This is a genomic window from Bradyrhizobium sp. i1.15.2 (genome assembly GCF_040548425.1).
Classification (GTDB): domain Bacteria; phylum Pseudomonadota; class Alphaproteobacteria; order Rhizobiales; family Xanthobacteraceae; genus Bradyrhizobium; species Bradyrhizobium canariense.
The window spans coordinates 16,144-39,514 of sequence record NZ_JBEPRQ010000020.1 but is presented as its reverse complement, the minus strand read 5'-3'; the positions used below and the strand labels follow the sequence as shown (position 1 = coordinate 39,514).

The 23,371-nt window shown below is 63.8% G+C and carries 30 protein-coding genes; 12 read left to right on the top strand and 18 right to left on the bottom strand.

From position 1 onward, the window contains the following. The first annotated feature begins 43 nt into the window (after positions 1-43). Positions 44-1,114: a tRNA preQ1(34) S-adenosylmethionine ribosyltransferase-isomerase QueA gene (gene queA / locus ABIB80_RS28030; protein WP_007590737.1), complete on the top strand. Its 1,071-nt coding sequence runs from the start codon at positions 44-46 to the stop codon at positions 1,112-1,114. 96 nt (positions 1,115-1,210) lie between these two features. On the opposite strand, the gene ABIB80_RS28025 is transcribed toward queA, so the two are convergent. From ABIB80_RS28025 to ABIB80_RS28010, 4 genes are all read right to left on the bottom strand, one after another. Next, positions 1,211-2,248: an aspartate-semialdehyde dehydrogenase gene (locus tag ABIB80_RS28025; RefSeq protein ID WP_035992631.1), complete on the bottom strand. Its 1,038-nt coding sequence runs from the start codon at positions 2,246-2,248 to the stop codon at positions 1,211-1,213. A gap of 220 nt (positions 2,249-2,468) precedes the next feature. Beyond that, a complete protein-coding gene (locus tag ABIB80_RS28020; protein WP_007590739.1) occupies positions 2,469-3,071 on the bottom strand; it encodes a PepSY domain-containing protein in 603 nt (200 codons plus the stop codon). A gap of 248 nt (positions 3,072-3,319) precedes the next feature. Further along, entirely contained in the window at positions 3,320-4,066 is a 747-nt protein-coding gene (locus ABIB80_RS28015) for a TetR/AcrR family transcriptional regulator (protein ID WP_007590740.1), read from the bottom strand. A gap of 134 nt (positions 4,067-4,200) precedes the next feature. Continuing rightward, positions 4,201-5,409: a patatin-like phospholipase family protein gene (locus tag ABIB80_RS28010; protein WP_051058392.1), complete on the bottom strand. Its 1,209-nt coding sequence runs from the start codon at positions 5,407-5,409 to the stop codon at positions 4,201-4,203. Between the two features lie 205 nt (positions 5,410-5,614). On the opposite strand from ABIB80_RS28010, the gene tgt reads away from it, so the two are divergent. After that, entirely contained in the window at positions 5,615-6,763 is a 1,149-nt protein-coding gene (tgt, locus tag ABIB80_RS28005; protein WP_007590745.1) for a tRNA guanosine(34) transglycosylase Tgt, read from the top strand. Between the two features lie 33 nt (positions 6,764-6,796). Here the strand turns inward: tgt and ABIB80_RS28000 are convergent, their stop codons facing one another. Then, positions 6,797-7,015, bottom strand: a complete 219-nt coding sequence (locus ABIB80_RS28000; RefSeq protein WP_007590746.1) for a hypothetical protein — start codon at positions 7,013-7,015, stop codon at positions 6,797-6,799. A gap of 223 nt (positions 7,016-7,238) precedes the next feature. Here ABIB80_RS28000 and cysK point away from each other — a divergent pair, with 223 nt between their 5' ends. Both cysK and ABIB80_RS27990 read left to right on the top strand, forming a co-directional pair. Further along, entirely contained in the window at positions 7,239-8,216 is a 978-nt protein-coding gene (gene cysK / locus ABIB80_RS27995) for a cysteine synthase A (RefSeq protein ID WP_007590747.1), read from the top strand. A gap of 3 nt (positions 8,217-8,219) precedes the next feature. Further along, complete coding sequence (locus ABIB80_RS27990; RefSeq protein ID WP_007590749.1) at positions 8,220-8,462, top strand: BrnA antitoxin family protein; 243 nt, start codon at positions 8,220-8,222, stop codon at positions 8,460-8,462. 75 nt (positions 8,463-8,537) lie between these two features. Here the strand turns inward: ABIB80_RS27990 and ABIB80_RS27985 are convergent, their stop codons facing one another. After that, positions 8,538-9,968: a caspase family protein gene (locus ABIB80_RS27985; RefSeq protein ID WP_007590751.1), complete on the bottom strand. Its 1,431-nt coding sequence runs from the start codon at positions 9,966-9,968 to the stop codon at positions 8,538-8,540. Positions 9,969-10,186: 218 nt separating this feature from the next. Next, positions 10,187-11,062, bottom strand: coding sequence for a DMT family transporter (locus tag ABIB80_RS27980; protein WP_007590753.1), 876 nt, complete (start codon positions 11,060-11,062; stop codon positions 10,187-10,189). Positions 11,063-11,213: 151 nt separating this feature from the next. On the opposite strand from ABIB80_RS27980, the gene ABIB80_RS27975 reads away from it, so the two are divergent. Continuing rightward, positions 11,214-11,612 carry a RidA family protein gene (locus ABIB80_RS27975; RefSeq protein WP_219684152.1) on the top strand — a complete coding sequence of 133 codons (399 nt, stop codon included), beginning with the start codon at positions 11,214-11,216 and terminating at the stop codon, positions 11,610-11,612. Between the two features lie 52 nt (positions 11,613-11,664). Here the strand turns inward: ABIB80_RS27975 and ABIB80_RS27970 are convergent, their stop codons facing one another. The 3 genes from ABIB80_RS27970 to ABIB80_RS27960 form a co-directional block, all read right to left on the bottom strand. Then, positions 11,665-12,210: a hypothetical protein gene (locus tag ABIB80_RS27970; RefSeq protein ID WP_007590758.1), complete on the bottom strand. Its 546-nt coding sequence runs from the start codon at positions 12,208-12,210 to the stop codon at positions 11,665-11,667. Next, a complete protein-coding gene (locus ABIB80_RS27965) occupies positions 12,155-12,499 on the bottom strand; it encodes a hypothetical protein (RefSeq protein ID WP_007590760.1) in 345 nt (114 codons plus the stop codon). Before ABIB80_RS27965 ends, ABIB80_RS27970 begins: the two co-directional genes overlap by 56 nt. 212 nt (positions 12,500-12,711) lie before the next feature. After that, positions 12,712-13,299, bottom strand: a complete 588-nt coding sequence (locus tag ABIB80_RS27960; RefSeq protein WP_007590762.1) for a formyltransferase family protein — start codon at positions 13,297-13,299, stop codon at positions 12,712-12,714. Positions 13,300-13,489: 190 nt separating this feature from the next. On the opposite strand from ABIB80_RS27960, the gene ABIB80_RS27955 reads away from it, so the two are divergent. Beyond that, positions 13,490-13,777, top strand: a complete 288-nt coding sequence (locus ABIB80_RS27955) for a hypothetical protein (RefSeq protein ID WP_007590763.1) — start codon at positions 13,490-13,492, stop codon at positions 13,775-13,777. A 338-nt stretch (positions 13,778-14,115) separates the two neighbouring features. Then, on the top strand, positions 14,116-14,352 hold the full coding sequence (locus ABIB80_RS27950) for a hypothetical protein (protein WP_026233472.1): 237 nt from the start codon (positions 14,116-14,118) through the stop codon (positions 14,350-14,352). 3 nt (positions 14,353-14,355) lie between these two features. Here the strand turns inward: ABIB80_RS27950 and ABIB80_RS27945 are convergent, their stop codons facing one another. Continuing rightward, positions 14,356-14,658 carry a hypothetical protein gene (locus tag ABIB80_RS27945; RefSeq protein ID WP_007590765.1) on the bottom strand — a complete coding sequence of 101 codons (303 nt, stop codon included), beginning with the start codon at positions 14,656-14,658 and terminating at the stop codon, positions 14,356-14,358. Between the two features lie 93 nt (positions 14,659-14,751). Further along, positions 14,752-16,800, bottom strand: coding sequence for an acetoacetate--CoA ligase (locus tag ABIB80_RS27940; RefSeq protein ID WP_219684151.1), 2,049 nt, complete (start codon positions 16,798-16,800; stop codon positions 14,752-14,754). A gap of 183 nt (positions 16,801-16,983) precedes the next feature. Between ABIB80_RS27940 and dapD the strand changes: the two genes are divergently transcribed. Then, positions 16,984-17,955, top strand: coding sequence for a 2,3,4,5-tetrahydropyridine-2,6-dicarboxylate N-succinyltransferase (gene dapD, locus ABIB80_RS27935; protein WP_007590771.1), 972 nt, complete (start codon positions 16,984-16,986; stop codon positions 17,953-17,955). 74 nt (positions 17,956-18,029) lie between these two features. Here dapD and ABIB80_RS27930 read toward each other — a convergent pair whose 3' ends face one another. Beyond that, on the bottom strand, positions 18,030-18,257 hold the full coding sequence (locus ABIB80_RS27930; protein WP_007590775.1) for a hypothetical protein: 228 nt from the start codon (positions 18,255-18,257) through the stop codon (positions 18,030-18,032). An 84-nt stretch (positions 18,258-18,341) separates the two neighbouring features. Next, positions 18,342-18,560 carry a hypothetical protein gene (locus ABIB80_RS27925; RefSeq protein WP_007590776.1) on the bottom strand — a complete coding sequence of 73 codons (219 nt, stop codon included), beginning with the start codon at positions 18,558-18,560 and terminating at the stop codon, positions 18,342-18,344. 141 nt (positions 18,561-18,701) lie between these two features. Between ABIB80_RS27925 and ABIB80_RS27920 the strand changes: the two genes are divergently transcribed. Together ABIB80_RS27920 and ABIB80_RS27915 are read left to right on the top strand one after the other, a co-directional pair. Further along, positions 18,702-19,811, top strand: a complete 1,110-nt coding sequence (locus ABIB80_RS27920; RefSeq protein WP_354128844.1) for an AI-2E family transporter — start codon at positions 18,702-18,704, stop codon at positions 19,809-19,811. Between the two features lie 145 nt (positions 19,812-19,956). Further along, entirely contained in the window at positions 19,957-20,343 is a 387-nt protein-coding gene (locus tag ABIB80_RS27915; RefSeq protein ID WP_219684146.1) for an NUDIX hydrolase, read from the top strand. Between the two features lies 1 nt (position 20,344). Here the strand turns inward: ABIB80_RS27915 and ABIB80_RS27910 are convergent, their stop codons facing one another. The 4 genes from ABIB80_RS27910 to ABIB80_RS27895 all read right to left on the bottom strand — a co-directional run bounded on the left by ABIB80_RS27910 (position 20,345) and on the right by ABIB80_RS27895 (position 21,826). Continuing rightward, on the bottom strand, positions 20,345-20,635 hold the full coding sequence (locus ABIB80_RS27910) for a Zn-ribbon domain-containing protein (protein ID WP_219684144.1): 291 nt from the start codon (positions 20,633-20,635) through the stop codon (positions 20,345-20,347). Positions 20,636-20,741: 106 nt separating this feature from the next. Beyond that, the gene (locus ABIB80_RS27905) at positions 20,742-20,969 is read right to left on the bottom strand and encodes a hypothetical protein (protein ID WP_354128853.1); all 228 of its coding nucleotides are present in this window, start codon (positions 20,967-20,969) and stop codon (positions 20,742-20,744) included. A 134-nt stretch (positions 20,970-21,103) separates the two neighbouring features. Next, the gene (locus ABIB80_RS27900) at positions 21,104-21,346 is read right to left on the bottom strand and encodes a hypothetical protein (protein ID WP_007590794.1); all 243 of its coding nucleotides are present in this window, start codon (positions 21,344-21,346) and stop codon (positions 21,104-21,106) included. A gap of 309 nt (positions 21,347-21,655) precedes the next feature. Beyond that, complete coding sequence (locus ABIB80_RS27895) at positions 21,656-21,826, bottom strand: hypothetical protein (RefSeq protein ID WP_007590796.1); 171 nt, start codon at positions 21,824-21,826, stop codon at positions 21,656-21,658. 486 nt (positions 21,827-22,312) lie between these two features. Between ABIB80_RS27895 and ABIB80_RS27890 the strand changes: the two genes are divergently transcribed. Beyond that, positions 22,313-22,975, top strand: a complete 663-nt coding sequence (locus ABIB80_RS27890) for a hypothetical protein (RefSeq protein ID WP_219684143.1) — start codon at positions 22,313-22,315, stop codon at positions 22,973-22,975. A 158-nt stretch (positions 22,976-23,133) separates the two neighbouring features. Continuing rightward, complete coding sequence (locus tag ABIB80_RS27885) at positions 23,134-23,340, top strand: hypothetical protein (protein ID WP_007590800.1); 207 nt, start codon at positions 23,134-23,136, stop codon at positions 23,338-23,340. Positions 23,341-23,371 lie beyond the last annotated feature (31 nt).

Here is a 23,371-nt window from a genome sequence, read left to right as displayed (position 1 = left end):
CGCTCCTCAGGATGAGGAGTGACTGTACGGCCGTGAGCCCGAGATGCGCACCGATCTCTTCGATTTCGACCTGCCCGCCGAGCGCATCGCATTGCGCCCGGCGAGCCCGCGCGACTCCGCGAAGATGCTGGTCGTCGATCCCGGCACGCTCCGCGACCAGGTCATCGCCGATCTGCCGCAATGGCTGAAGCCGGGCGACCAGCTCGTCGTCAACGACACCAAGGTGATCGCGGCGCAATTGAAGGGCCGTCGCATCGGCCGCGAGACCGAGCCGAAGATCGAGGCGACGCTGATCAAGCGCCTCGACGGCTCGCGCTGGCAGGCGCTGGTGAAGCCCGCCAAGAAACTCGCAGCCGGCGACCGCATCCGCTTCGGCAATGAGGGCAAGGTCTGCCTGCTTGGCCATCTCGACGCCGAGGTCGAGGCCAAGGGCGCGGAAGGCGAGGTGACGCTGTCATTTTCGTTCCACGGTCCGACGCTGGATCAGGCCATCGCCGATCTCGGCAGCCCGCCGCTGCCACCCTACATCGCCTCGAAACGCACGCCCGACGATCAGGATCTCGCCGACTACCAGACCATGTTCGCGGCGAACGAAGGCGCCGTTGCCGCGCCGACAGCCGGCCTGCATTTCACGCCCGCGCTGGAGCAGGCGCTGCACGCGCGCGGCGTCGGCATCAACCGCGTCACGCTGCATGTCGGGGCAGGGACCTTCCTGCCGGTGAAAGTGGACGACACCGAAGGCCACAAGATGCACGCCGAGTGGGGCACGCTCTCGGCCGAGACGGCGGAGCGGCTCAACACCGCGCGCAAGACCGGCGGCCGCATCATCGCGGTTGGCACCACGTCGTTGCGCCTGCTCGAAAGCGCAGCCAGCGAGGACGGCACCCTTGAGCCGTTCGCCGCCGAGACGTCGATCTTCATCACCCCGGGCTATCGCTTCCGCGCCGTCGATGTTCTGCTGACCAATTTCCATTTGCCGAAGTCGACACTGTTCATGCTGGTGTCGGCGTTCTCCGGGCTCGATGCGATGCGGCAGGCCTATGCGCATGCGATCGCGACCGGCTATCGGTTCTATTCCTATGGCGATGCGTGTTTGTTGTTTCGGGCGCCGTAGGGTGGGTTAGCCGTAAGGCGTAACCCACCGCTTCTGTTTACGCGGTAGAGACAGTGGTGGGTTACGCTGTCGCTAACCCACCCTACGCACCTCCCGTTACGCCATCACCCGCTGCGGCAAGAGCTCCGCGATCTGCACTGCATTGAGCGCAGCGCCCTTGAGCAACTGGTCCGCTGCCACGAACATCGAGATCGAATGTCCGGAGGGGTCGCTGAGGTCCTTGCGGATGCGGCCGACCAGGACGTCGTCCTGGCCCGTGGCGTCGATCGGCATCGGGAAGTAGTTCTTGGCACGGTCGTCGACGACCTTGACGCCGGGCGCTCGCGCCATGATGGCACGGACCTGATCCTCGCTGATCGGCTTCTCGCATTCGAAGGTGATGGCTTCGCAATGAGCCCGCAGCACCGGCACACGGACGCAGGTGACGCCGATCGCGATCTTGTCGTCCTCGAAGATCTTGCGGGTTTCGTTGATGACCTTGGTCTCTTCGTCGTTGTAGCCGGTGTCGGGGTCGATCGCCGTGTTGTGGTTGAAGAGGTTGAAGGCGTAGGGATGCGGCATCACTTTCGGCGTATAAACCTGGCCGTTGAGGTTGGCGCGGGTGGACTCGACCAGCTCGTCCATGGCGGCGGCGCCGGCGCCGGAGGCGGCCTGGTAGGTCGAGATGATCACGCGCCTGATGCGGTTGGTCTGGTGGATCGGCCATAGCGGCACCAGCGCCGTGATGGCGGCGCAGTTCGGGTTGGCGATGATGCCCTTGTGGTCGCGGATGCGGTTCGCATTGATCTCGGGGATTACCAGCGGCACGTTCGGGTCCATCCGGAAGGCGGAGGAGTTGTCGACGACGACGGCCCCCGCCTTGACGGCGATCGGCGCGTACTTCTTGGAGATGCTGCCGCCGGCGGAGAACAGGGCGATGTCGACGCCTTCGAAGGCGCGTTCGGTCAGCTCCTCGATGACGACGTCTTGCCCGCGGAACGACACCGTCTTGCCGGCCGAGCGGGCGCTGGCGAGCGCCTTGAGCTTGCCGACGCGAAAGCCGCGCTTGTCCATGGTGGCAATGAATTCGGCGCCCACCGCACCGGTGACGCCGACAATCGCGACGACGGGATCGTTACTCACTGTGTCCTCCATTGATTTGAGAATTCAGACAACAAAAAAGCCCCGGACCAACGAGGGCGGGGCTTCGGTAGAGTGGATTGCGTTCTAGTCGACGACTACACGCGCACGCCTCCCCGGGCCCCGAAGGCCGTGGTGGTTTTCGTCGTGCGTTTGGTGGTCGTGAACATGGCGGGAGCTTATGCGGGAGAGTTTTGCGCCCGTCAATGGCTTTTCGGCGGGATTGGGGCTGCCGCTATTTAGTCCGGGCGCCCGGCGGTTCGAGGATGACCTCCTTGAGGTTGTCGCCACTGATGACGACGATCGCGAAATTCAGCCGGCCGCGTTCGCGCACCAGCCCGCCGCTGATCGCCTTGCCTGAGGCCGCGCGTTCGGCGACGTGCACGGCATCCGCAAGCCGATGCTTGATGGCACCGAGCGCTGCGAGGTTGCTGCGGTCGTCGAGGTCGAGCTCGGCGAGAGGGAGGGCGGCTTCGCCGCCGACGAGCTCACCAGTCGCCGCATTGATGGTGTGGCGCCAGATCCGGTCGTTGTGCAGGGTCTTCACCCGGTAGACCGGCACACCGGAGGCTCCGTCGAAACTCACATCCGCCGTGGTGGCACCGGCGTGGCGGGCTTCCGCAATCGCCATGGCCTGGTTGATCGAGATCGACGAGCTGCGGAAGCGCTCGATCTCGCGACTGACCGCTTGGCGGTCGGCCTCAGCGTCACCATCTGTGTCGCTGTGAAGGGCGGTCGGCGTGCCCGTGCTCACGATCGCCCGCACCGGCGCCGCGAGGAGGAGTGCGGACAGGGCGATCGCGAGCAATCCCGAGATACGTCGTTTGGCTGTCGTCATGCTCGAAACCCTCGGCCAGCGAGTGTGCCGGATGATCGTAAAGAATTTGCGGCCGACCTTGGGCATCGGTCGGCCGCTGAGCGTCGTGACGGGCTGTACCGCCGCGGCGATCGAGGCGGTGCGGACCTCTTGGGGCTGGTGAAAAAGCGATCCGCATCGCCCTATAACTAAACCATACCGTATCGTTTTGTTTTGGTCAACGGCGCGGGCGCGGGATTCACTGGAAAGATCGCAATCTCACGGAATTGTCAGCGGGATGGGCGCCGCCGCCGCGTGGTCTTGGCGGCGTCCTGGAGGCGGTCCGGGGGGCCAAGCGCTCCGGCCAGGAACAGCTTGATGGCAACCCGCATACGCTTTTCGGCGTCTTTCAGCTCGAGCGTCGTTCCGAAGGTCGCCATGCGGTGGGTGTGTCCCACGACGACATCGAGAAACACCTCGGCTGCGATCGTGGTGTCTTCCATGTTGAGTGCGCCTTGCGCCACCAGATGGTCGAAGAAGCGTGCCGTGGTGGCGACGGCCTTGAGCCAGCCTTCCTCCTTGCCGAGCTTGGCGATCTCGGGGAAGTTGATGGCCTGCGACGTCATCATGCGGCTGAAGGCGACGGCATCGGGACCGCAGGTGAATGTCAGCATCTCGCGCCCGATCTCGACCAGCCGCTGTTCGACCGAGATATCCGAGGCGCTGCCGAGCTGCGTCTCGGCGGCCGCGGATAGCGGTGCAAGCCATCGCGCGATCTCGCGCCGCAGCACGGCGGCGAACAATCCGCGCTTGTCGCCGTAACGGGCATAGACGGTGGGCTTGCTCACTCGCGCGGCTTCAGCGACTGCATCGAGCGAGGTCGCGTCAAAGCCGCGATCCAGGAACAGGCGGGTGGCGACCTCGATCAGCCGCTGATCGCGCTCGATCGCGGCGCTCTTCGTCGGCCGGCCGCCGCGCGATTTCGGCACCTCGCGCCGCTGAGCTGCCGGTCTTGTCCTGGTCGCAGTCAATCCCATGCCCAATGATTCCTGCGCGGTCGTGACATCCGTGATTGCTCTATAACGCGCAGCAACGGGTGCGTCATGGCTAATCTGGCCGAATGGGCCTCATCGTCAACCGTCCCGGCACGGCCCCGTTCCTCGGCGAGCGCTCACGGAAGCGTCGAAGTCCAGGCTTGGCCAGACGCCGCCTTCTCATATCCGTACTGATACAGCGCCCGCATATAGGCGGTGTCGAACCCTTCCGAGGGAGCCGCCGGATAGTCGCGCGCGATGTAGGAGAGATGGAAGCCCAGGCGGTTGCGCCTGGCAAAATCATAAGTCGAGAAGATGATCGAACGGGTCTGCGACTGGGTGATCGACGACAGGCTGCGTGAGGCGACGTCGATGGTGCTGTTGGAGACAAGCTCGAAATTGCGTTCGATCTTCTTGTTGACGAGGATGTAGATGTCCAGCTTCGCAGGGCCGGGAAGGCGACTGCCCTGGAACAGCAGGGCTTCCGGCAGCGTCAGCACCGGGGCGGTCACGCCGCCGTCGACATGCATCTCCTGAAACCTGCGGCCCTCGCCTTCGGCGTCGATCATGATCGGCGGAAACACCAGGGGGATGCTGGCGGAGGCCGCCATCACGTCGCGAAACAGCTTGAGCGCCTCGGGCGTGCCGACCGCGGCGATCTTGCCCATGTCCCAGATCGCGGTCCGCTGGGTGTCGAGATCGGTGGTCACCACCAGCAGCCTTCGGCCCCTGGCGTTTTCACGGGCGACCTGCGCCATGATCTCGGGCCCGACATAGCGGGCGACGAGCTCGCGCAGCCGCGTGTTGCCGAACAGGCCGGATCCGAACAGCACGCGCATGATGCTGGGATCGCTCAACAGGCTCTCCGCGACACCGCTGGTGTAGACCTCCTTCAGCGTGTCGTCATATCGCGAGCCGAGAAACGCAAAGGGCGCGATCAGGCCGCCGGTGCTCACGCCCGAGACGACCGAGAAGGTGGGACGGGTTCTGGCCGCGGTCCAGCCGTTCAGCACGCCGACACCATAGGCGCCATCGGCACCGCCGCCTGACAGCGCCAGGTAGGACTTCGTTGCGGTGCTGGTGTCCTTCTCGAAGCTGAATTTCGTGATGGGTTCGTCGGCGTAGCGCCGGAGGCCGTCGATATCGAGGACGCGCGACGTGCTGGCTTCGGTGGCCGTATAGGGCGTGCGGGGCAGGGAGGTGCAGGCGCCGAGCGCAAGGCTGCACGTCAAGACCAGCAATCCGAACAGGCGGGCGCCGGTCTGCCTTGTCCAGCCATGCGAACGGGCGGACGGAACAGTCGAACTTGAAGGGAAGGGCATTGGCGGTGGCTGGCGATCACGCATCTACCGCCGCCGGCAACATTGCCGCGGCAGCTCGTCCAGCCCCCAGGGTAAAACTACACTGTATCGTTTTGTTTAACAAGCGCCGCCGCCGCACAATTCCGTGTCCCCAATATTGGTGTCCGTTGTCCCAGTCTGATGCATAAGCTGGCCGAGGCATCGCCTGGGCGGGTTGATCGGCCTGCTCCGACACGCAATAAGCACCGTCATGAATCGTCCTGACACCGGTCTGCCCAATCATTTCGAACTGCTCGCCACCGATGGCGCCGCGCGCACCGGGCGCCTGACTACGCCGCACGGCGTGGTGCGCACGCCCGCCTTCATGCCGGTCGGTACCGCTGGCGCGATGAAGGGCATGCACTGGCGCGAGGTGCGTGAGGCCGGTGCCGACATCGTGCTCGGCAACACTTATCATCTGATGCTGCGTCCCGGTGCCGAGCGGATCGCGGCACTTGGTGGCCTGCAGACATTCACCGGCTGGAACGGGCCGATGCTGACGGATTCCGGCGGCTTCCAGGTGATGTCGCTGGCGGATCTGCGCAAGGTCAGCGAGCAGGCCGTGACCTTCCGTTCGCATATCGACGGCGCCAAGGTCGAGCTGTCGCCGGAGCGCTCGATCGAGGTGCAGCGTTTGCTCGGCTCCGACATCGCCATGCAGATGGACGAATGCGTGCGACTGCCCGCCGAGCGCGCCGACATCGACCGCGCGATGCAATTGTCGCTGCGCTGGGCCGAGCGAAGCAAGCGCGCCTTCGAGAGCGCGCCCGAGGGCTACATGCTGTTCGGCATCGTGCAGGGCGGCGACATACCCCAGCTTCGTCATGCCAGCGCCCAAGGCCTCGTCGAGATCGGTTTCCATGGTTATGCCATTGGCGGTCTCGCCGTCGGCGAGCCGCAGGCCGTGATGCTGGCGATGATCGACGAGACAGCGCCGCTGCTGCCGAAAGAGCGGCCGCGCTATTTGATGGGCGTCGGCACACCCGACGACATCCTCGAGGCAGTCAAGCGCGGCATCGACATGTTTGATTGCGTGATGCCGACGCGCAATGGCCGTCATGGCGTTGCCTTCACACGCTTTGGCCAGGTGAATTTGCGCAACGCGCGCCACGCCGACGATCCCCGTCCGCTCGACGAAGAGAGCTCCTGGCCGTCGGCGCGCAGCTACGTGCGCGCCTATTTGCATCATCTCGTCAAGGCGGGCGAGACGCTGGGCGCGATGCTGCTGTCCGAGATCAATATCGCTTACTACCAGTTCCTGATGCAGGGCATCAGGGACGCGGTCGCACAGGGCACGTTCGAGGAGTTCTATCGGCGTACGCGCGATGACTGGGCGAGGGGCGATATCGCCCCGCGCTAGGTCAATTGCGCAAGGTCGGATGCAGAGGAAACGTCAGTTGCAGAGAATGCGCTGCTTGACGGCGTGCTTGGTCACGAAGCCGTAGCCGCAATTGTCGCAGGTCCAGAGATAGCTGATCAGGTGTTCCGACACATACGCAGAACCTTCGGCGGCGACCATGGAGTCGGCGCAGACGGGACAGGTGGGCAACTCACTGCACCGCGGAGCGCGGTTCGATGCGACGGTCGACAACACTTCAGCGACTGCTGACATCGTGGTGACCTCTCTGCTTTGAGACCTAAGTCTAACATAAGCAGAATCAGTTGACGAGGTCGCAACACAAATGCGCTGGTTTTCTGATAATTACTGCTCACGTGATTTTGCGATGCAGCGTACTTAACATGTGCCGCAATGTCGCTTGCGTGTCGCCGCAGGCTGTCTCTAACTGCGCAAGAGCTGCAACAGAAGCACAAATCGTCGCCACAGGGAGTTCATCATGGACGCATCGTCCACCACGGGTGCAGCGCACCAACCCGGCCGCGGCCGGATCTATGACTCGATCGTCGATGCTTTTGGCGACACGCCGATCGTGCGCTTGCGCCAGTTACCGGCCATGCACGGCGTGAACGCGACCATTTTGGCAAAGCTTGAATATTTCAATCCCGCCGCAAGCGTGAAGGATCGCATCGGCGCGGCCATGATCATCGCGATGGAGAAGGCCGGCATCGTCAAGCCCGACACCGTGCTGATCGAACCCACCTCCGGCAATACCGGAATCGCGCTGGCCTTCGTCGCGGCGTCGCGCGGTTATAGGCTCAAGCTGGTCATGCCGGAGTCGATGTCGATCGAACGGCGCAAGATGCTGGCCTTTCTGGGCGCGGAACTGGTGCTGACACCCGCCGCGCAAGGCATGAAGGGCGCGATTGCGACAGCCGAAGAGCTGTTGAAGACGACGCCGAATTCGGTGATGCCGCAGCAGTTCAAGAATCTCGCCAATCCCGAGGTGCACCGCCGCACCACCGCGGAGGAGATCTGGAACGACACCGGCGGCAACATCGACTTCTTCGTCGCCGGCGTCGGCACCGGCGGCACCATCACCGGCGTCGGCCAGGTGCTGAAGCCGCGCAGGCCCTCGCTGCGCGTGATCGCGGTCGAGCCGGAGGAGAGCCCGGTGCTGTCGGGCGGCCAGCACACGCCACACAAGATCCAGGGCATCGGTGCGGGCTTCGTCCCTGACATCCTCGACCGCTCGGTGATCGACGAGATCGTGAAGATCAACTCGACGACGGCGATCGAGACCTCGCGGGCGCTGGCGCGGCATGAGGGCATTCCGGGCGGCATCTCGTCGGGCGCCGCGATCGCCGCGGCCCTCGAGATCGGCAGGCGGCCGGAAGCTGCGGGAAAGACCATCCTGGCTATAGTGCCGTCCTTCTCCGAGCGGTATCTTTCGACGGCTCTGTTTGAAGGAATCTAGGACATGGCGGATCAACCACCGAGGCGGCCGCGGACGTTGGGCGACGCCAGGACGGAGGCCGAGGCGGCGTTCAAGAAGGTGACGGCGAAGATCGCCGCAGCACCGCCAAAACAGAACGTGGCGCCGGGGGTCAAGGAGCAGGTCACGCTGCGCATCGACCAGGACGTGCTGGAGCATTTCCAGGCCGGCGGTCCCGGCTGGCAGGACCGCATCAACGAGGCCCTGCGAAAGGCCGCGGGGAAGTAGGCACCAAAGGCTGAGGGACTCGCAACGAAAAAGCCCGGCGCGAGCCGGGCTTTTGTATCTGCGATTGGCGTCGCCTCAGCGGCGGAACATGCCGCCCATCATGCCGCCGACGACACCGCCGACGAAGGCTGCTCCGGCAGGATCGCCGCCGCTGCTGCGATGGGGAGCCGGTGCGGGCGCGCTGCTGGCCGCGGGGGCGGCGGCCCGGCGGGCTGCCTTCTGGCTGTTGTCGCTCGCGGTCGGCGGGCCGGCCACAACCTCCGAAAGCAGAGCCTTGTGCTGGAGTTTGTTCAGGTAACCCGACGCGGGATAGCCGCGCGCCGCCTGCCACCGCTTGAGCACCGACCGGGTCTCCTCGCTGAACACGCCTGTCTGTTTGTTGTCGAAGCCGAGCCCGCCGAGGCGACGCTGAACGTCGCGGCGCAGGTTCTTGTCGAGGCCGATCTGGTCCTCGGTAAGCTGGGTGGCCTCATCGGTGAAGGTCGCGGGATCGACGCCAGCGGTGAGGGTACGCGTCGCGGTCGAGGGGCCGCTCTTGATGGCCGCGAGGCGTGCCAGCGCCAGCGCCTTGAACTGACCGTTGGGGTAGGCGGAGAGGTAGGCGTTGAGCTCTTCCGGCTTGTTGCTCTCCTTCACCGAGCGCCAGTATTCGAGCTCGATGCCGTCCGAGCTGCCGCCGGTCGCCATTGGCGCGCTGCCAGCAGCCGTCGGTGCGGCATTGGCGACCTGGGTCGTCGGAGCCTGGTTGAGATAGACCGCGCCGGTCAAATTGGTGTGGCCCCAGGGCAGCTGACCCTTGTGGGTCTCCTCGTTGACCTGGGCGCGGACCGACGTCATCGCCTGCTGGATCTCGACACCGGGCTTGGTGATGTTGTCGATCAGCGCACGGGTGAACGGGCTGTTGTTGCCCTCCTGGCCGTCGAGCGCGGTCTGGCCCGGGCCGGTGGCGAACGCGATTAGCGTGCCTTCGCCGGACTTCATCTCGGCAAGACCGCTCTGCACGTTGACGCTGCGGGTCGCGGAGTTCGACTTGATCTTGGCGGCGAACGGATTGTCGCGGCAGGCGTCAAGGAAGACCAGCTTGACCTTGGCGTCGCCCATGGTCTGCTCGAGCGTCAGATCGATGTTGATGGCAGCACCGAGCTTGACGTCCATCTCCGACTTGATGTCGGCATCGACAGGCAGAAGATAGTTGGAGCCGCCGACCGCGATGCCGTGACCGGCATAATAGAACACTGCGACATCGGAGCCCTGCGCCTTGCGGCCGAAGTCCAGCAGCTTCTCCGTCATCTGATCGCGCGAGAGGTTCGAACCTTCGATCACCTCGAAGCCGACATTGCGCAGCGTTGCCGCCATCGCCTTGGCGTCGATCGGCGGGTTCGGCAATTGTGCGACGTTCTTGTAGGTGCCGTTGCCGACGACGAAAGCCACACGGCGGTCGGCCTTCGCGGCACTGACCGACAGTGCCATGCACATCAGCGACGCGAGGAGGGTGAGAGTGCGCATCTGAAATCCCCAACAGAATCGAATTGCAGGCAGCAACAAATTGGCAACGAACTTACACGAATTGCCCGACTTGGCGCCACCAAGACTTGGCACCACCAAACGGCAGTTCGTCGCGTTCAACCCGCTGCTGTGTGGCAGAATGTGCACGATGGAAAGCCCCTCCAACGTGATCCAAATCACACGGCCACTTGGTTTTGTCGCACGAGGCGTCGGGAGGTTCAGCGCGCGCGGACAGGAACCGGCGAAGCCGGCTTCAAATTCAGGAGATTGCCGCAGAGGATCAGCGCCGCGCCGAGCACGGTCCAGGCATCGAGCCGCTCGGAATAGAGCAGCCAACCGACGGTCGCCGTGAGTGGAACCCGCAGAAAGTCCATCGGCACCACAATGGTCGCATCCGCGTACCGGAGCGCGCTGGCGAGGCAATAGTGCGAGAATGTGCCGCAGACCCCGATGACGAACAGCCAACCCCACAGGGAGGTTGACGGCCAGGTCCAGACATAGAGCGTCGGAAGCAGGCCCACGACCATCTGCACGACGATCATCCAGAACAGGATCGATAATGCGCTTTCGGTCCGGGTCAGCGATTTCGCCAATATCATGGAAATGCTGAAGCCGATCGCGGCTCCCAGTGCGATCAGCTGGCCCGGATTGATCTCGCCGGTGGCGGGCCGCACGATCATGACCACGCCGACGATGCCGAGTACGATCGCGGATACCTTCCAGACGGTCATGCGCTCGGACAGGAATGTTGCGGCCAGCAGCGCCGTCCAGATCGGCATGGTGAATTCGATCGCGACGACCTGGCCGATCCCGATCAGCGTCAGTGCGTAGAACCAGCCGAGCTGTGCGAAATAATGGACCCCGTTGCGTGCGAGGTGCTGGGGCAGGCGTTTGGTCGCGACCGCCTTGAAGCCACCGGCCCGGTAGATGATCGGCAGCAGAAGCGTGAACCCGATCACCGAGCGCACTTCCATAATCTCGAAGACGTTCAGCTCGCGCGTGGTCTCGCGCCCAGCGACCGCCATGACCAGCATCAGCGAAAGCCAGCCGGCCATCCACAGGGCAGCCATCGTTTTGGACGGTGTCGTGTTCATCGGCGCAGGTGTGGGAGGCGAGGGTCCTGAGGGAGAGCCGGTATCAGCGACATCGTCGCCATTTGCAACGGCCAAATCTGCCGGTGCAGCGATGCATGGCGGCGTGCTAAGGCATCAGTGAACAACGAGAACAATCGGGAGATATTCGCTCATGGACATCTTGCAGCCGGCCGAGTGGAAAAAACCGCGCGGCTTTTCCCATGGTGTCGTGGTCGAGGGACCGGGCCGCTGGGTGATGCTGGCCGGGCAGACCGGCGGCGACGAGACCGGCAATTACGCGCCTGACATGGCAGCGCAGGTCGGGACCGCGTTGAAGCGGATCATCAAGCTCCTGGGCGAGGCCGGCGCCGGCCCCGAGCATATCGTTCGTCTGACCTGGTACCTGACCAGCCGCAGCGAATATGAGGCAGCCGGGGCCGGCATCGGCACGGCCTGGAAGGAAACGCTGGGGCGCAATTTCCCGCCCTCGACCTTGCTCTACATCGGCGGTCTCGTGGACGACCGGGCCAAGGTCGAGATCGAGGTCACGGCGTTCGTGCCGGGCACATAAAAAATCGACCCGGCGAGATCGCCGGGTCGATTGTCAATCTACTCGTATCGGCTTAGCGCGAGAGCGAGATGTTGGCGCCGCGGAACTGGCTGTCGGCGCGCATCGTGACGTTCTGCTTGTTGCCGGATGTCTTGAGCGAGATGTTGGCGTTGAAGCCGGCGGTGGAGGCGAGCAGCTCATAGTTTCCGCCGGCGCCGCGGCCGGAAAGGGAGCCGCTGATATTGCGGCTGGCCTCGGACCAGCTGCCCGCGATGGCGCTGCCTTCAGCCCTGACGTTGGCGCCGAGGTTGAACTTGTAGGCGTCGCTGGCGCAGGTCAGCGACAACTCCATAGTCGGTCCGATCGGAGCGTATTTGGCCCGGCAGCGGATCCGCTCGGTCGAGCCGTCATCCAGAGTGACCGTGCCTGAGCCGCTCCAGCTGCCGGCCAGCGGGGCGAACGGGCCGGACTGGGCCTTGCTCTCGGAGTTGGCAATTCCGGCCGCAAACATAACGGCGGCCGCGATCAGCAACCGCCGGCCCAGACCGTTCGTCACGATTTTTCTATTGGCGCGATGCTTCCCACCGCCCGCTGCACGGTATGCCTGCAGATGCTCCATTCCACTTCCCCGATCCGGCGTTGCCGCTGAGTTGACCGTTGGCATATGCACCATTGATCGAAACTTTCACAAGTCCCCCGCTGCCGATGGTGCCGGAAACGTTAGCGCCCGGCGCGGTGATCTTGCCGTCGGCAACCGTCAGCAAGGAGCTTGCAGTCGGCTCACAGGAACCGCTCTTGGTCACGATGGTGACCTGCCAGTTGCCGTCATAGGGAGTCTGGGCGAAAGCGGGCGCGGCGAGGGTGAAAACTGAAGCGGCACAGAACGCCGCAATGCGAGCAAAACGCATAAAATCCGTCCTTGAATTTGTCTGATATGCTGACCCTTATTCGGGCCAAATGTGACGGAAATTTGGTGCGGTGCCAAATCGAAAATTGTTCCTGTGGGAACAATGGTTTATTTGGGTTTCCGGCTGCAATTTTGGAAGCAGAATCAACGAGCCCTCACGTTAAGGGTAAACGTCAGGACAGCGACTCAGGAAAGGGGCTTAGGAAAGGGGCTTTAGGAAAGACTTGGCGCCGAGGTCGCGAACTGCTCGTCCTGAGTCTTGGACGGCAGCGCCTTGTGGACCTTGGCGTAATCGATCACGTCGGCCAGCAATTTGAGCCCGAGCGGGGCCAGCGCGCGCTCCCATAGCTCCCGCGCCGTCTCGCCCTTCTTGACGAAGCACCACTCCTGGGCCGCGATGGCGCCGGCGTCCATGCGGTCGGCGAGGTGATAGATCGTGCCGCCGGCGATCGGATCGCCTTCCTTGATGGTCCATTCCACGGCCGCCTTGCCGCGGTGACGCGGCAGCAGCGAGGGATGATAGCCGATCCCGCCCAGCTTCGCGGCCTCGAGCGCGTCCTTGCCGATCCGGGCGTGGCTGTGCGCGGTGACGATCAGATCGGTGTCGGGGGCGATCTCGGAGGCCACCACCAGTTTGGGGTTGGCCTGGACCACGACCCCGATGCCTGCCGCCTTCGCTGTCGCGGCGAGACGATCCTCGGCGTCGGCCACCACGACCCGCACGATCGAGACACCGTGCTCCCGGAGCATGTTCAGGGTGGTCACGCCGAAATGGCGGGAGCCGACGAGGGTAATGCGCATGGGTGTCCGATCCGTCTCGCAACTGCGTCATCTCCCGATAACACGTCCGGAGGTCCTGTCACCACCCGCGCCGGGTTTGCGCCGGTTATCAACAATGCACCGGGCGAGGGGTGCGCGATCAACTCCGCGATTGCGGCGTCGGCCGGTCCGGTGCTTCCATGCGCGCATGGCATCGGCTCGGAGCGAACGCATGCGGAGCGCGTGGTTTGTCCTTCTCGCGGCCCCGGTCGTAACCGTTGCGGCGCGCGCTGGCGGACCACCCTATCCGGCGGTTCCGCCCGAGGTTGGGGTGGCACCGTTCATCGGCCCGACCTGGGACACCTATCGCTGCGCGGAAGGGCCGGTCATCAATTTTGATCACGGCGCCTATTACGGCCAGGAGCCGCCGGCACTCTATCGCGGCTACGCGTACCGGCCGCATTACCGCTACAGCGCCTACCGTAGGCTGCCGCGCAAATATTTTTGCGTTTCGGACTAGCGTGGCCGCGCCACCACGGTCGGGCGGCAAGTGGAGATAGGCCGGTTCCTGTGTTTCGTTTTTAGCAGAGTGATCCAGGATTTGCCGGTAGAACGTGGACCCACCGGGGCTGGCGACATTTCAACCCGCATCCGTTTTCGAACCCGGATTTGGCCGCTGGCGTAATTGCCAGCGGCTTTTTCGTGCTCGGCCATCACGAAATCATCTGACGGTAACATGATCTCAACCAGCTTGGCGTATCGACGAATCCGTCGCGGATTTGTATTGCGTACCGCGACACCGAGATTGTCCCGCCGGCGTGGGTGCGCCGTGCGGGCTTTTTCGCCGGGACCTATTTCATGCCGAGCGCGATTGAGCAGATCGTCGACGTCTATGTCCGACTGAAGAACCGGCGCGGCCTCGACGAGCTGATGATGCACAGACAGCGGCTTGCGGTCGATCTGAAGAGCAGATCCGGCTACGATTTCAGCCTGCCGATCGGCCAGATCGACGAGGAGATCGCGATCATCGAAGCCGGCCTCAGCCGGCTCAAGTCGGGCGATATCGCAGCGACGGATGACGGCCGGCCAGTTTGACGCTCAGTCGCGCCGGCCGCCGTCGATGACGGTGAACAACGGCCGCGCCGAGGTCGGCTCGACCAGCAATTCCTCTACCAGCGCGGTCGCCGCATCGACATATTTGCGCGTCGGCTTGTCGAGGGGGCGCGTGGCCTCGTCGTCGAGCGCGACCTTTGCGGCCTCGACCAGCTTGCGCATTCGCGCCGCGTGGTCATCGCCCGCCGTCAGCGTCGCGCGGGCCAGCGAGCGCAGCACGAACAGCTCGCCCTCGAGGCGGAGCAAACGGTCGTTGAGCCTGGTGAGGACGGCGTTGAGGTCGGCCATGGCGCGCGTTCGTTGCGGAAGATCCATCCTGCTCTAGCGGCGATCGGTGAACGGAGTCCAAACGGCATCGGCGCAATTGGGGCGATCTCCCCCTCAAGTCTCGGTCCGCGCCACATAGTCGCGTGCGAAGGCGAGATACCAGTCGAGGCAGGCGGGATTGGCCATCGCCTCCCGGTTGATGACCTTCTCGACGGGCTGGCCGAGCAGCAGCTTCTTGATCGGCAGTTCCTGCTTCTTGCCCGAGAGCGTGCGCGGAATTTCGGCGACCGCAAGAATCTCGTTGGGCAGGAAACGGCGCGAGAGGCCGGCCTCGATCGCCTTGTTGATCTTCGCCTGCATTGCGCCGTCGAAGGCGACGCCTTCGCGCAGCACCACGAACAGCGGCATGTAGCTGTCACGGCCGAGATATTCGAGATCGACGACGAGGGAATCCAGCACCTCGGGCAGGGCCTCGATCGCGGAATAGAGTTCGCTCGTGCCCATGCGCAGGCCATGCCGGTTGATGGTGGCATCGCTGCGGCCATAGATGATGCAGGAGCCGTCCGGGTCGACCTTGAGCCAGTCGCCATGCCGCCACACCGGCCCGCGGCCGCTGCCGTCGAAATTGTCCGGATAGGTCTCGAAATAGCTCGCCCGATAGCGCGCATCGCCCTTGTCGTTCCAGAAATAGAGCGGCATCGACGGCATCGGCTCGGTGCAGACGAGCTCGCCGACCTCGCCGATGACGGCGCGGCCCTGTTCGTCGAAGGCTTCCACGGCAGCACCCAGCAGACGGCACTGCATCGCGCCCGGCGTCTGCGGCAGTTCGCGATTTCCGCCAATGAAGGCGCCGGCGAAATCGGTGCCGCCGGAGATGTTGGCCCACCAGATATCGGCCTGCGCCTTGCTGCCGTTGGCTTTCGAGAGCGCCGCGAAGCGGTCGTTGAACCACGCTTGCGTGTCGGCGCTCAGCGGAGAGCCGGTCGAGCCGAGACATCGAAGCTGTGAGAGATCACCGGCGGCGGCGAGATCGATCTCGGCCTTGACGCAGTTGGCGAAGAACGCGGCGCCCGCACCGAAGAAGGTCGCTTTCGACTGCGCGACGAAGCGCCACAGTGTGGTCCAGTCCGGCTTGTCTCTGGCGCCGCCGGGGCTGCCGTCGAAGATGCAGCAGGTGGTGCCGCTGAGCAGGCCGCCGACCTGGCTGTTCCACATGATCCAGCCGGTCGAAGAGTACCAGTGATAGCGCTCGCCGAACGAGTTCTCGTGGTATGAGCAGCCGAGATCGTTGTGCAATCCCAGCAGCGCCAGCACCACGATGACGATGCCGCCATGGCCGTGCACGATCGGCTTCGGCAGGCCGGTGGTACCGCTGGAATAGACGATCCAGAGCGGATGATCGAACGGCAGCCAGACCGGCTCGAACGCGTCGATCTCCGCGCCCGTTGTTGCGACGATCTCGGAGAGCAGGGCGTCCGCCGCTGCGGGCGCGACGGCCTCGCTGTGCAGGATGACGTGCTCGACCGTCGGCAGCGATCGCCGCAGCTCGGCGAGGACGTCTTTGCGATCGTGCCGGCGGCCGGCATAGGTGACGGCGTCGCAGGCAATCAGCACTTTGGGTTCGATCTGCTTGAAGCGGTCGATCACGGCAGGCGCGGCCATATCGGGCGCGCACACGCTCCAGACCGCGCCGATGCTGGCGCTCGCCAGGAATGCGATGATGGTCTCGGGGATGTTGGGCAGATAGGCGGCGACGCGGTCGCCGGGCTTGATGCCTTTTGCTTTCAGGTGCAGCGCGAGCGCGGCCGCCTTGCGCCGCAGCTCCGGCCAGCTCGTCTCGTAAAGCTTGCCGTCCTCGCCGCAGCTGACGATCGCGGGCAGGCCGGCGGCGTCAGCCGCATCCACATGGCGGAACACCTGCCGGGCATAGTTGACCTGGGCGCCAGGAAACCAGATCGCGCCGGGCATCTTGCGCTCGGTGATCACCGCCGCAAACGGCGTGGGCGATTGCAGATCGTAATAGTCCCAGATGCTGTGCCAGAACCCGTCGAGATCGCGCACCGACCATTGTCGCATGTCTTCGTAGGTCGCGAAGGTGAGGCCGCGCTGCTCGGCGAGCCAGTTGCGGTAGAGGGCGATCTGGGGAACGAAGGGTGAGGTCATTGCGGATCGATTTTGATTGCAGGGAGAGGAGTGTAGCCGGCGATGGAACGAAGTAGAAGTCGCAGTTCGCGCAGCCGCGTCTGGCTCGCCAAATCCGGGCGATCGCCTTTGAGCCACCAGAAGTTGCCATTTCGCCGGGAACGCGTATGCACTGCGTCTGGGATCATAGTGTGAGACATTCAAATGACGATGGAGCTGAGGGGCGCGAGTGGTGAGGGATTTGCGACGGTTGGCGCTGATGGTCGCGTGCTGGATTCCTGGTTTCCTCGGCTGCGCCTGGTTGTGGCGGCCGACAAGGCCGTGACGGTACGGCTGACGAGCGACGAGATCGTCAGATCGTTGGGTGCATCGGCGGACGGATATGCGCGACACGATGATATCCGCGATGTCGAGATCGTTTCCATTCGTACAGAAATTCACTCTCTTGCATCTGCGCCGACTGATGTGCACGACGCGTATCTTCGACTTCATCTCCTGAGCCACCGGCTCGTCCAGCCCCATTGCCTGAATCTTGAAGGAATTTTCGGTCTTTTGCCCAACGTTGCCTGGACGACACTCGGTCCCTGTGAATGCTCTCGTGTCCCGGAAGCGCGAATGGTGGCGCGAAAGCGTGCCCTCGCGTTTGAGGTGGCAGGCATCGATAAGTTTCCGCGCATGACGGATTATGTGACGCCTGCGGACGTGAGAATTGCAGATGCGGACCGTGTAAGGCTCGGAGCCTACCTGGCGCCGGGCACAACCGTCATGCATGAGGGCTTTTGCAATTTCAACGCCGGTACGCTCGGCCCCTGCATGGTCGAGGGCCGCATTAGCGCCGGTGTGGTTGTGGGAAGCGGCAGCGACGTTGGCGGCGGAGCATCGATCATGGGCACTCTGTCCGGAGGAGGGAAAGAGAGGGTCACAGTTGGTGAGCGCTGCCTGATCGGAGCCAACGCCGGCATCGGCATTTCATTGGGTGACGATTGTATCGTCGAAGCCGGCTGTTATGTCACGGCGGGGGCGCGCATCCTTCTGGAAGATGGCCGAATCCTGAAAGCCAGAGAACTATCAGGCCAGAAGGGCCTTCTGTTTCGTCGTAATTCCCAGAGCGGTGCGATCGAGGCAACCAAACGTACGCCAAATTGGGAGGGCCTCAACGCGCAACTTCACAGCTAGGCCACGACGGCCGCAGCGTTGCTCCCTGGCCGCCGTCGCAGAACAGCCTCAGCTTGCCCGCTTCGTCGGTTGGCCTACCACGGCACCCCGGCCCAGCGCCTTCCGAACACGGGTGGCTTGGTCTTCACCGCTTCCCAGCCGAAGAAATGGTGCTTGCCGGACCAGGTGTGCACCACGCCGCTGCAGATCCTGCACTTGAAGCTGCCGGAATGCACTTCTGCGTGCTCCTCCCTTGTCGCGGTGTAGTTCATGCCGCAACCCGCGCAGGTGAATTCTTCGATCGTCCAGATGGTATTGGCCATTGCACCGAAAGTGGTTTGGGGGACCTCGATGGAAGCGTAGGTGCGCGCCTTTGCATCGGCGTAAACCGGTTGGACGAAATCCGGTTAACCGTCGTTAATGCTCCGCATGTCGCGGTCGATGCGCATCTGTACGCGCCTGATGGCGAGCAACGGCAGCCTGCCTTGCACGCGCCCGGAGCGGGCCCTGTCGCCGACGGCATAGGCGTAGCGCCAATAGCCCGGTGCGGCGTTTGGCTTCAGGGAAAAGTGGATGCCGCGGTGAATTCCCGCATGTGCGACGGGCTCTCTGGGGCGGCGTGCCATCGTCTCGGAATGCCGAATGGCCCGATGCGTTCCTAATCACCGGCTCGGGCCGGCTCGGTCGTCTTGACGCCGGGTGCGCGGCTGGCAATAACGCTGGGCCGCGCAAGTGCCGGAACCCGCGTCAATGCCGCAAGGAAAGCCGTGCCCGTGAAAAGTCTGCGTCAGCTCCTGACGGGCGAGGACATCATCCAGCTCGTGATCCGCGTCGGCCTGCTCGGCCTGCTGATCATCTGGACCTTCCTGATCATCCGCCCCTTCGTGCCGATCCTTGCCTGGAGCGGCGTGCTCGCGGTTGCCTTCTACCCGGCCTTCAGCTGGGTCGCGAAGATCCTGGGCGGCCGGCCCAAGACCGCAGCGGCGATCCTGACCCTGATCACGCTCGGCATCGTCATCGGTCCTGCGACCTGGCTCGGCATCAGTGCAGTGGACGGCGTGCGCGAACTGGCGCACCAGCTCGGCACCGGCGACCTCGCGCTTCAATCGGCGCCGGAGCAGCTGAAGTCGTGGCCGGTCGTTGGCCCCTGGCTATTCGAGCTCTGGGAGCAGGCCTACAACAACATCCGCGCGGTGCTGCGCGAGGTGGCGCCGTATCTCCAGCCGCTGGCGGGACCGCTCTTGTCGCTCGCGGGCGATGCAGGCGTCGGCACGCTCCAGTTCTTGGTCTCGGTATTCGTGGCCGGCTTCCTGTTTCCGCACGGGCCGAGGCTGGTTGCGGCCGGCCGCGGTTTCCTGTTTCGCATCGTGCCCGAACAGAGCGAGCATTTCCTGGGGCTCGCGGGCGCGACCATCCGCGCCGTGGCGCAAGGCGTGATCGGCGTCGCGATCGTGCAGGCATTGCTCGCCGGCATCGGCTTCAAGCTTGCCGCGGTGCCGAGCGCAGGCCTGCTCGCCTTCATCGTGCTGCTGCTCTCGATCGTGCAGATCGGCGCCTTCCTGGTGCTGCTGCCGGTGATCATCTGGATCTGGACCGCCAAGGACGTCACTACCGCGCTGCTGCTCACCGTGTTTCTCGTCGTCGTCGGCTTCCTCGACACCATGTTGAAGCCGCTGGTGATGGGGCGCGGCCTGACCACGCCGACCATCGTCATCTTCGTCGGCGTGATTGGCGGCACGCTCGCCCACGGCATCGTCGGGCTGTTCATCGGCCCCATCATCCTGTCGGTGGCCTGGGAGATGATGATGGCCTGGATCAGGACGGAGGACCGGGCAGAGGCGGGGTCGAGGGCGGGGACGGCGGCGGGCGAGGGCTGATCCGGCGCCTCGAACGGCGGGATCGGCCTGCCGGGTTCAATCAGACCTGGCGGCGTTGCCCCATATGATCAAGATCGATCCCGAACTTGTCTATCGGACTAGACAAGTTACCATGGGCTCGATTCTATTTTCGATTACGGCGGACATGGCGAAGTCTTCCAAACTGGTTGCCGCCAAGCGCGGCAAGGTCTTGTTGGTCAGACGGCGGTCGGACGGCCTGTGGATGTTTCCGGGCGGCCGCAAGCGGGCGCGCGAATCCGACAAGGACTGCCTGCGGCGGGAAATCAAGGAAGAGCTGCCCAAGCTGAAGCTCGGCCGGATCAGCCTCTGGAAGGAAGTGACGACCAGGAACAAGCGCTCCGGCCGCAAGATGAGCGACGCGATCTTCATCGCCAAGGGCGCCAAGGGCAGGCTCGCGATCGGCGACAAGCACGAGATTGATCGCGCCGTCTGGCAGAAGCCGCGCGGCATCCGCCTGACGCCGACCTCGCGCTACATCCGCGACCGCCTGTTTCCGCGGAAGCGCGGGTGAGCTAGTCCCCGTCGTCCTCCGATGAGAGCTGTATCCGCCCGGTGTGGGCCCGCGAAAAATTGGCGCGCGCTTGCGGCGCGGAGATCCTGGCCATTTCGGTTTCGCGCTGCTCCTTGCGAGCCTGGCGCGCGCGCTTCATGGCCTGCTTGACCTGAGGGTTCGGCGAATCCTCCGCGAAGAACAGCACCACCTCGCAGCTCGGACATTGCCTGGAATAGCCGTCCTGCAACCGTCCCGCGCGGTCGCGGAACACGGTCTTGCAGCGCGTGCACTGAATCTGGACGAAACTCATGCGCGGTCGATCGACAATGACTGATGGAAATGGATCGTCAGGTGATCCCAAATGTCTGAAGAAAGCTTGAACGCGTCGGCGACCTCAAGCCGCTTGAAACAGCCGCCTATTGCTTGGCCGCTATCGTGTCCAGGCAATGGTTGAGATAGACGGTGCGATCCCTGGGCAGCACCTTCTCGAGATCCGCCTTCAGCGCACATTCGCGCTGCCGCATCTGCTCGGCCCTCCGCTTCTCGGCCGCCTCGCGATATTCGGGAGCAACCTTGTTGGGATCGACGAGAGCCTGCGAGCGGGCGGGAGTCGTCAGGGCGAGTGCAATGGCGGTGATGATCATGAACTGTTTCAAATGAGCCTCCGTAAAAGGCTCATCCTAGCGCTCGGGCTGCGAGAGCTCAAACGGCAAGTTCGGCGAGACCACCGGCAGCGAAGTTGATTTCATCTACCTGAAGTTGGGACCCGTGAAGTCCCTCACTTCGGGACGTGGTCGATCTTGTGGCCGAGATGCCCGGTGTCGTGATCGCGTCGCAACTGGCTGAGCGATGTCTCGTTCAGCTGGTGCAGGACCTCGCTGAGTTCAGTCGTATCCGGATAACCGGCAGCAAAACCCTTGCCGTAGATCTTGCGCAACGTACCGACCAGCGTGTTGCCGTGCTTCTTGCTGATCGCGCCATCCTTGTCGCGGTGGCGATGATCCAGGCCCGTGTCCTTCATGGCTTTCTCCCTGAGTGGCGTCTGCGCGCCTGGAGAGAGCGTGCTCCCAAACGAGTTGATTGGCAACGGCACGGCGTGCGGCAGTTGAGCCTCGTCAAGGTGTGGAAAGATCGAAGGACGTGTGAAGCAGTTCACAAGCGATGGCCGAGATCGCTGCTACGAAGGCCTCATTGCTTCACCAATTGATATTTTGAAAACGCCCCAGCGCTCCACCAGGCGCTGGGGTTTTCACGTCGATCGTTGCAACCGCCAGAGCGCGCGACGCGCGGTCGGTCGGGTGCTTTCCGAATGATGCCCAAGGCGGGCGGACTACGCGGCTTGCTCCTCGAACGAGGTGTAGACTTGGCCCCCTGGACCAATCACCTGAACGCCCCAGCACCCGTCGGCGATAAGTTCCTTGGCCTTCTTGAGGGCGGCGGTGAGTGACAGCCGCTTGAGGCTGACGATTCCTGCCGTGTCGAAACCGCTGATTTCAAACATGCCGCTCCTCCCTGTTTTGTCGAATCCTACACTTTTTGAGCGGGTTGTCTCGCGGCTTTTGGGGCAGGGGCCGGCGCACGAACACACGCTGGCCAAAATCGCGAAAACAACCCCATGCACAGTAGCTAAGTCCTGCTGGCGCAACGCTTTCTTTTTGGCACACGGCGGTCTTGCATCCGGCGGAGACGCCGGTTGACGCGTCGGGCAAAACAGGCGTAGTGTGCCAACTTCGGAAAATCCGCTTCGGGCCGAGGCGGCGTCCCGGGCTCGGGAGGAGCTCTCGCATCGGCCTGCGAGTTATGTCTGTCGCACGACCCCGTAGTCGGCCGGGGCGGCGGGGTCTGCGGCAGGCCGCGGCCGCTAACGTGAAATTAAGCTGAAAAGCCGACAATTTTAGACAGTTGTAGATGGGTGCTGCGTAAGGGAGCCGTCGCGAGGACGTTCCGGCGACGGCTTCCTGTTGCTCGCTCATTTGGGGTCAATGCCATGACCGCGACTTTCGAAACGCAAGGCCTTGTCGAACAGCTCGACCCTGCCGCACTGGCTGCGGCCATCGCCGCCGACGAACCCGCAAGCTTGGACGCTCCAGAACCCGTCAAGCGGTCCAGCCGGACGTCGGTTATGACGCTGTCGGTGTGTGCGCTGGCCATCAACGGCGCGGCGGCGATCTACACATGGCCGTCCGGCTTGCCGTCGCTCAATCTGAGCAGCCTGGCTGAGTTGCTACCGCGGCAAGAGGCTTCAGCGCCAAAGCCGGATCCGGTTGTCGCTGCCTTGAAGGATATTCAGTCGACCCAGCAGCAACACACGGCTTCGCTGCAGGAGAGCAACCAGGCATTGCAACAAAACGCGGCTGTGCTGCAGGCGGATTCGATGGTGCTGCTTTCGCTGCGACAGAGCATCACGGACGAACGGGTCGATGTGAGGAAGGTATCTTCGCAGCTGTCCACACTGATTGCGAAGATCGACTCGCTGCAAAATGCCATGATGTCGGACGTCACGTCCTCCGTTCGACGAGCGCATGCGCGCTACGGACTGTCCGCCGCGATCCGTAAGCGGATCGCCCGGCAGTCGAAATCTATCGGGCCAGTTTCGGTGGGAGGAGCTCCGCTGAGCACGCCGGCTACGGTGTCAGCTCCGGAGAGCTGAAGGTAGGTCAGGCAAATCATCTGGGGCTGTGTGCGCCATCGCGGCCGGGTTCGCGTTGACGGGCTGGCGGGCCCTAACCCAGTTTAAGCGGCCGTTGTGCGGCGATGCCTGGTTGGATAGAATAAAGCCTGTGTCAGCGTCAGTTGCGTCCGACGGTCATGATTACGTACAAGCAGTACCATATCGAACGGCTTGAGCACGGGCCCAAGCGCTGGGTTGCTCGCATCACGCGGACAGACGGCCAGAACCTCCGCACGATTTTGCCAGCGTCCGAGCGCCCCTACCTCGATACGAAGCCGACAACGTCCGCCGAGGAAGCTGAGGCGCTTGCCAAGGAAGGCATCGACTTCGGCGGCGTGGTGTAGTCCGTCGTCGCGGTCCTGACTTTCATTCGCG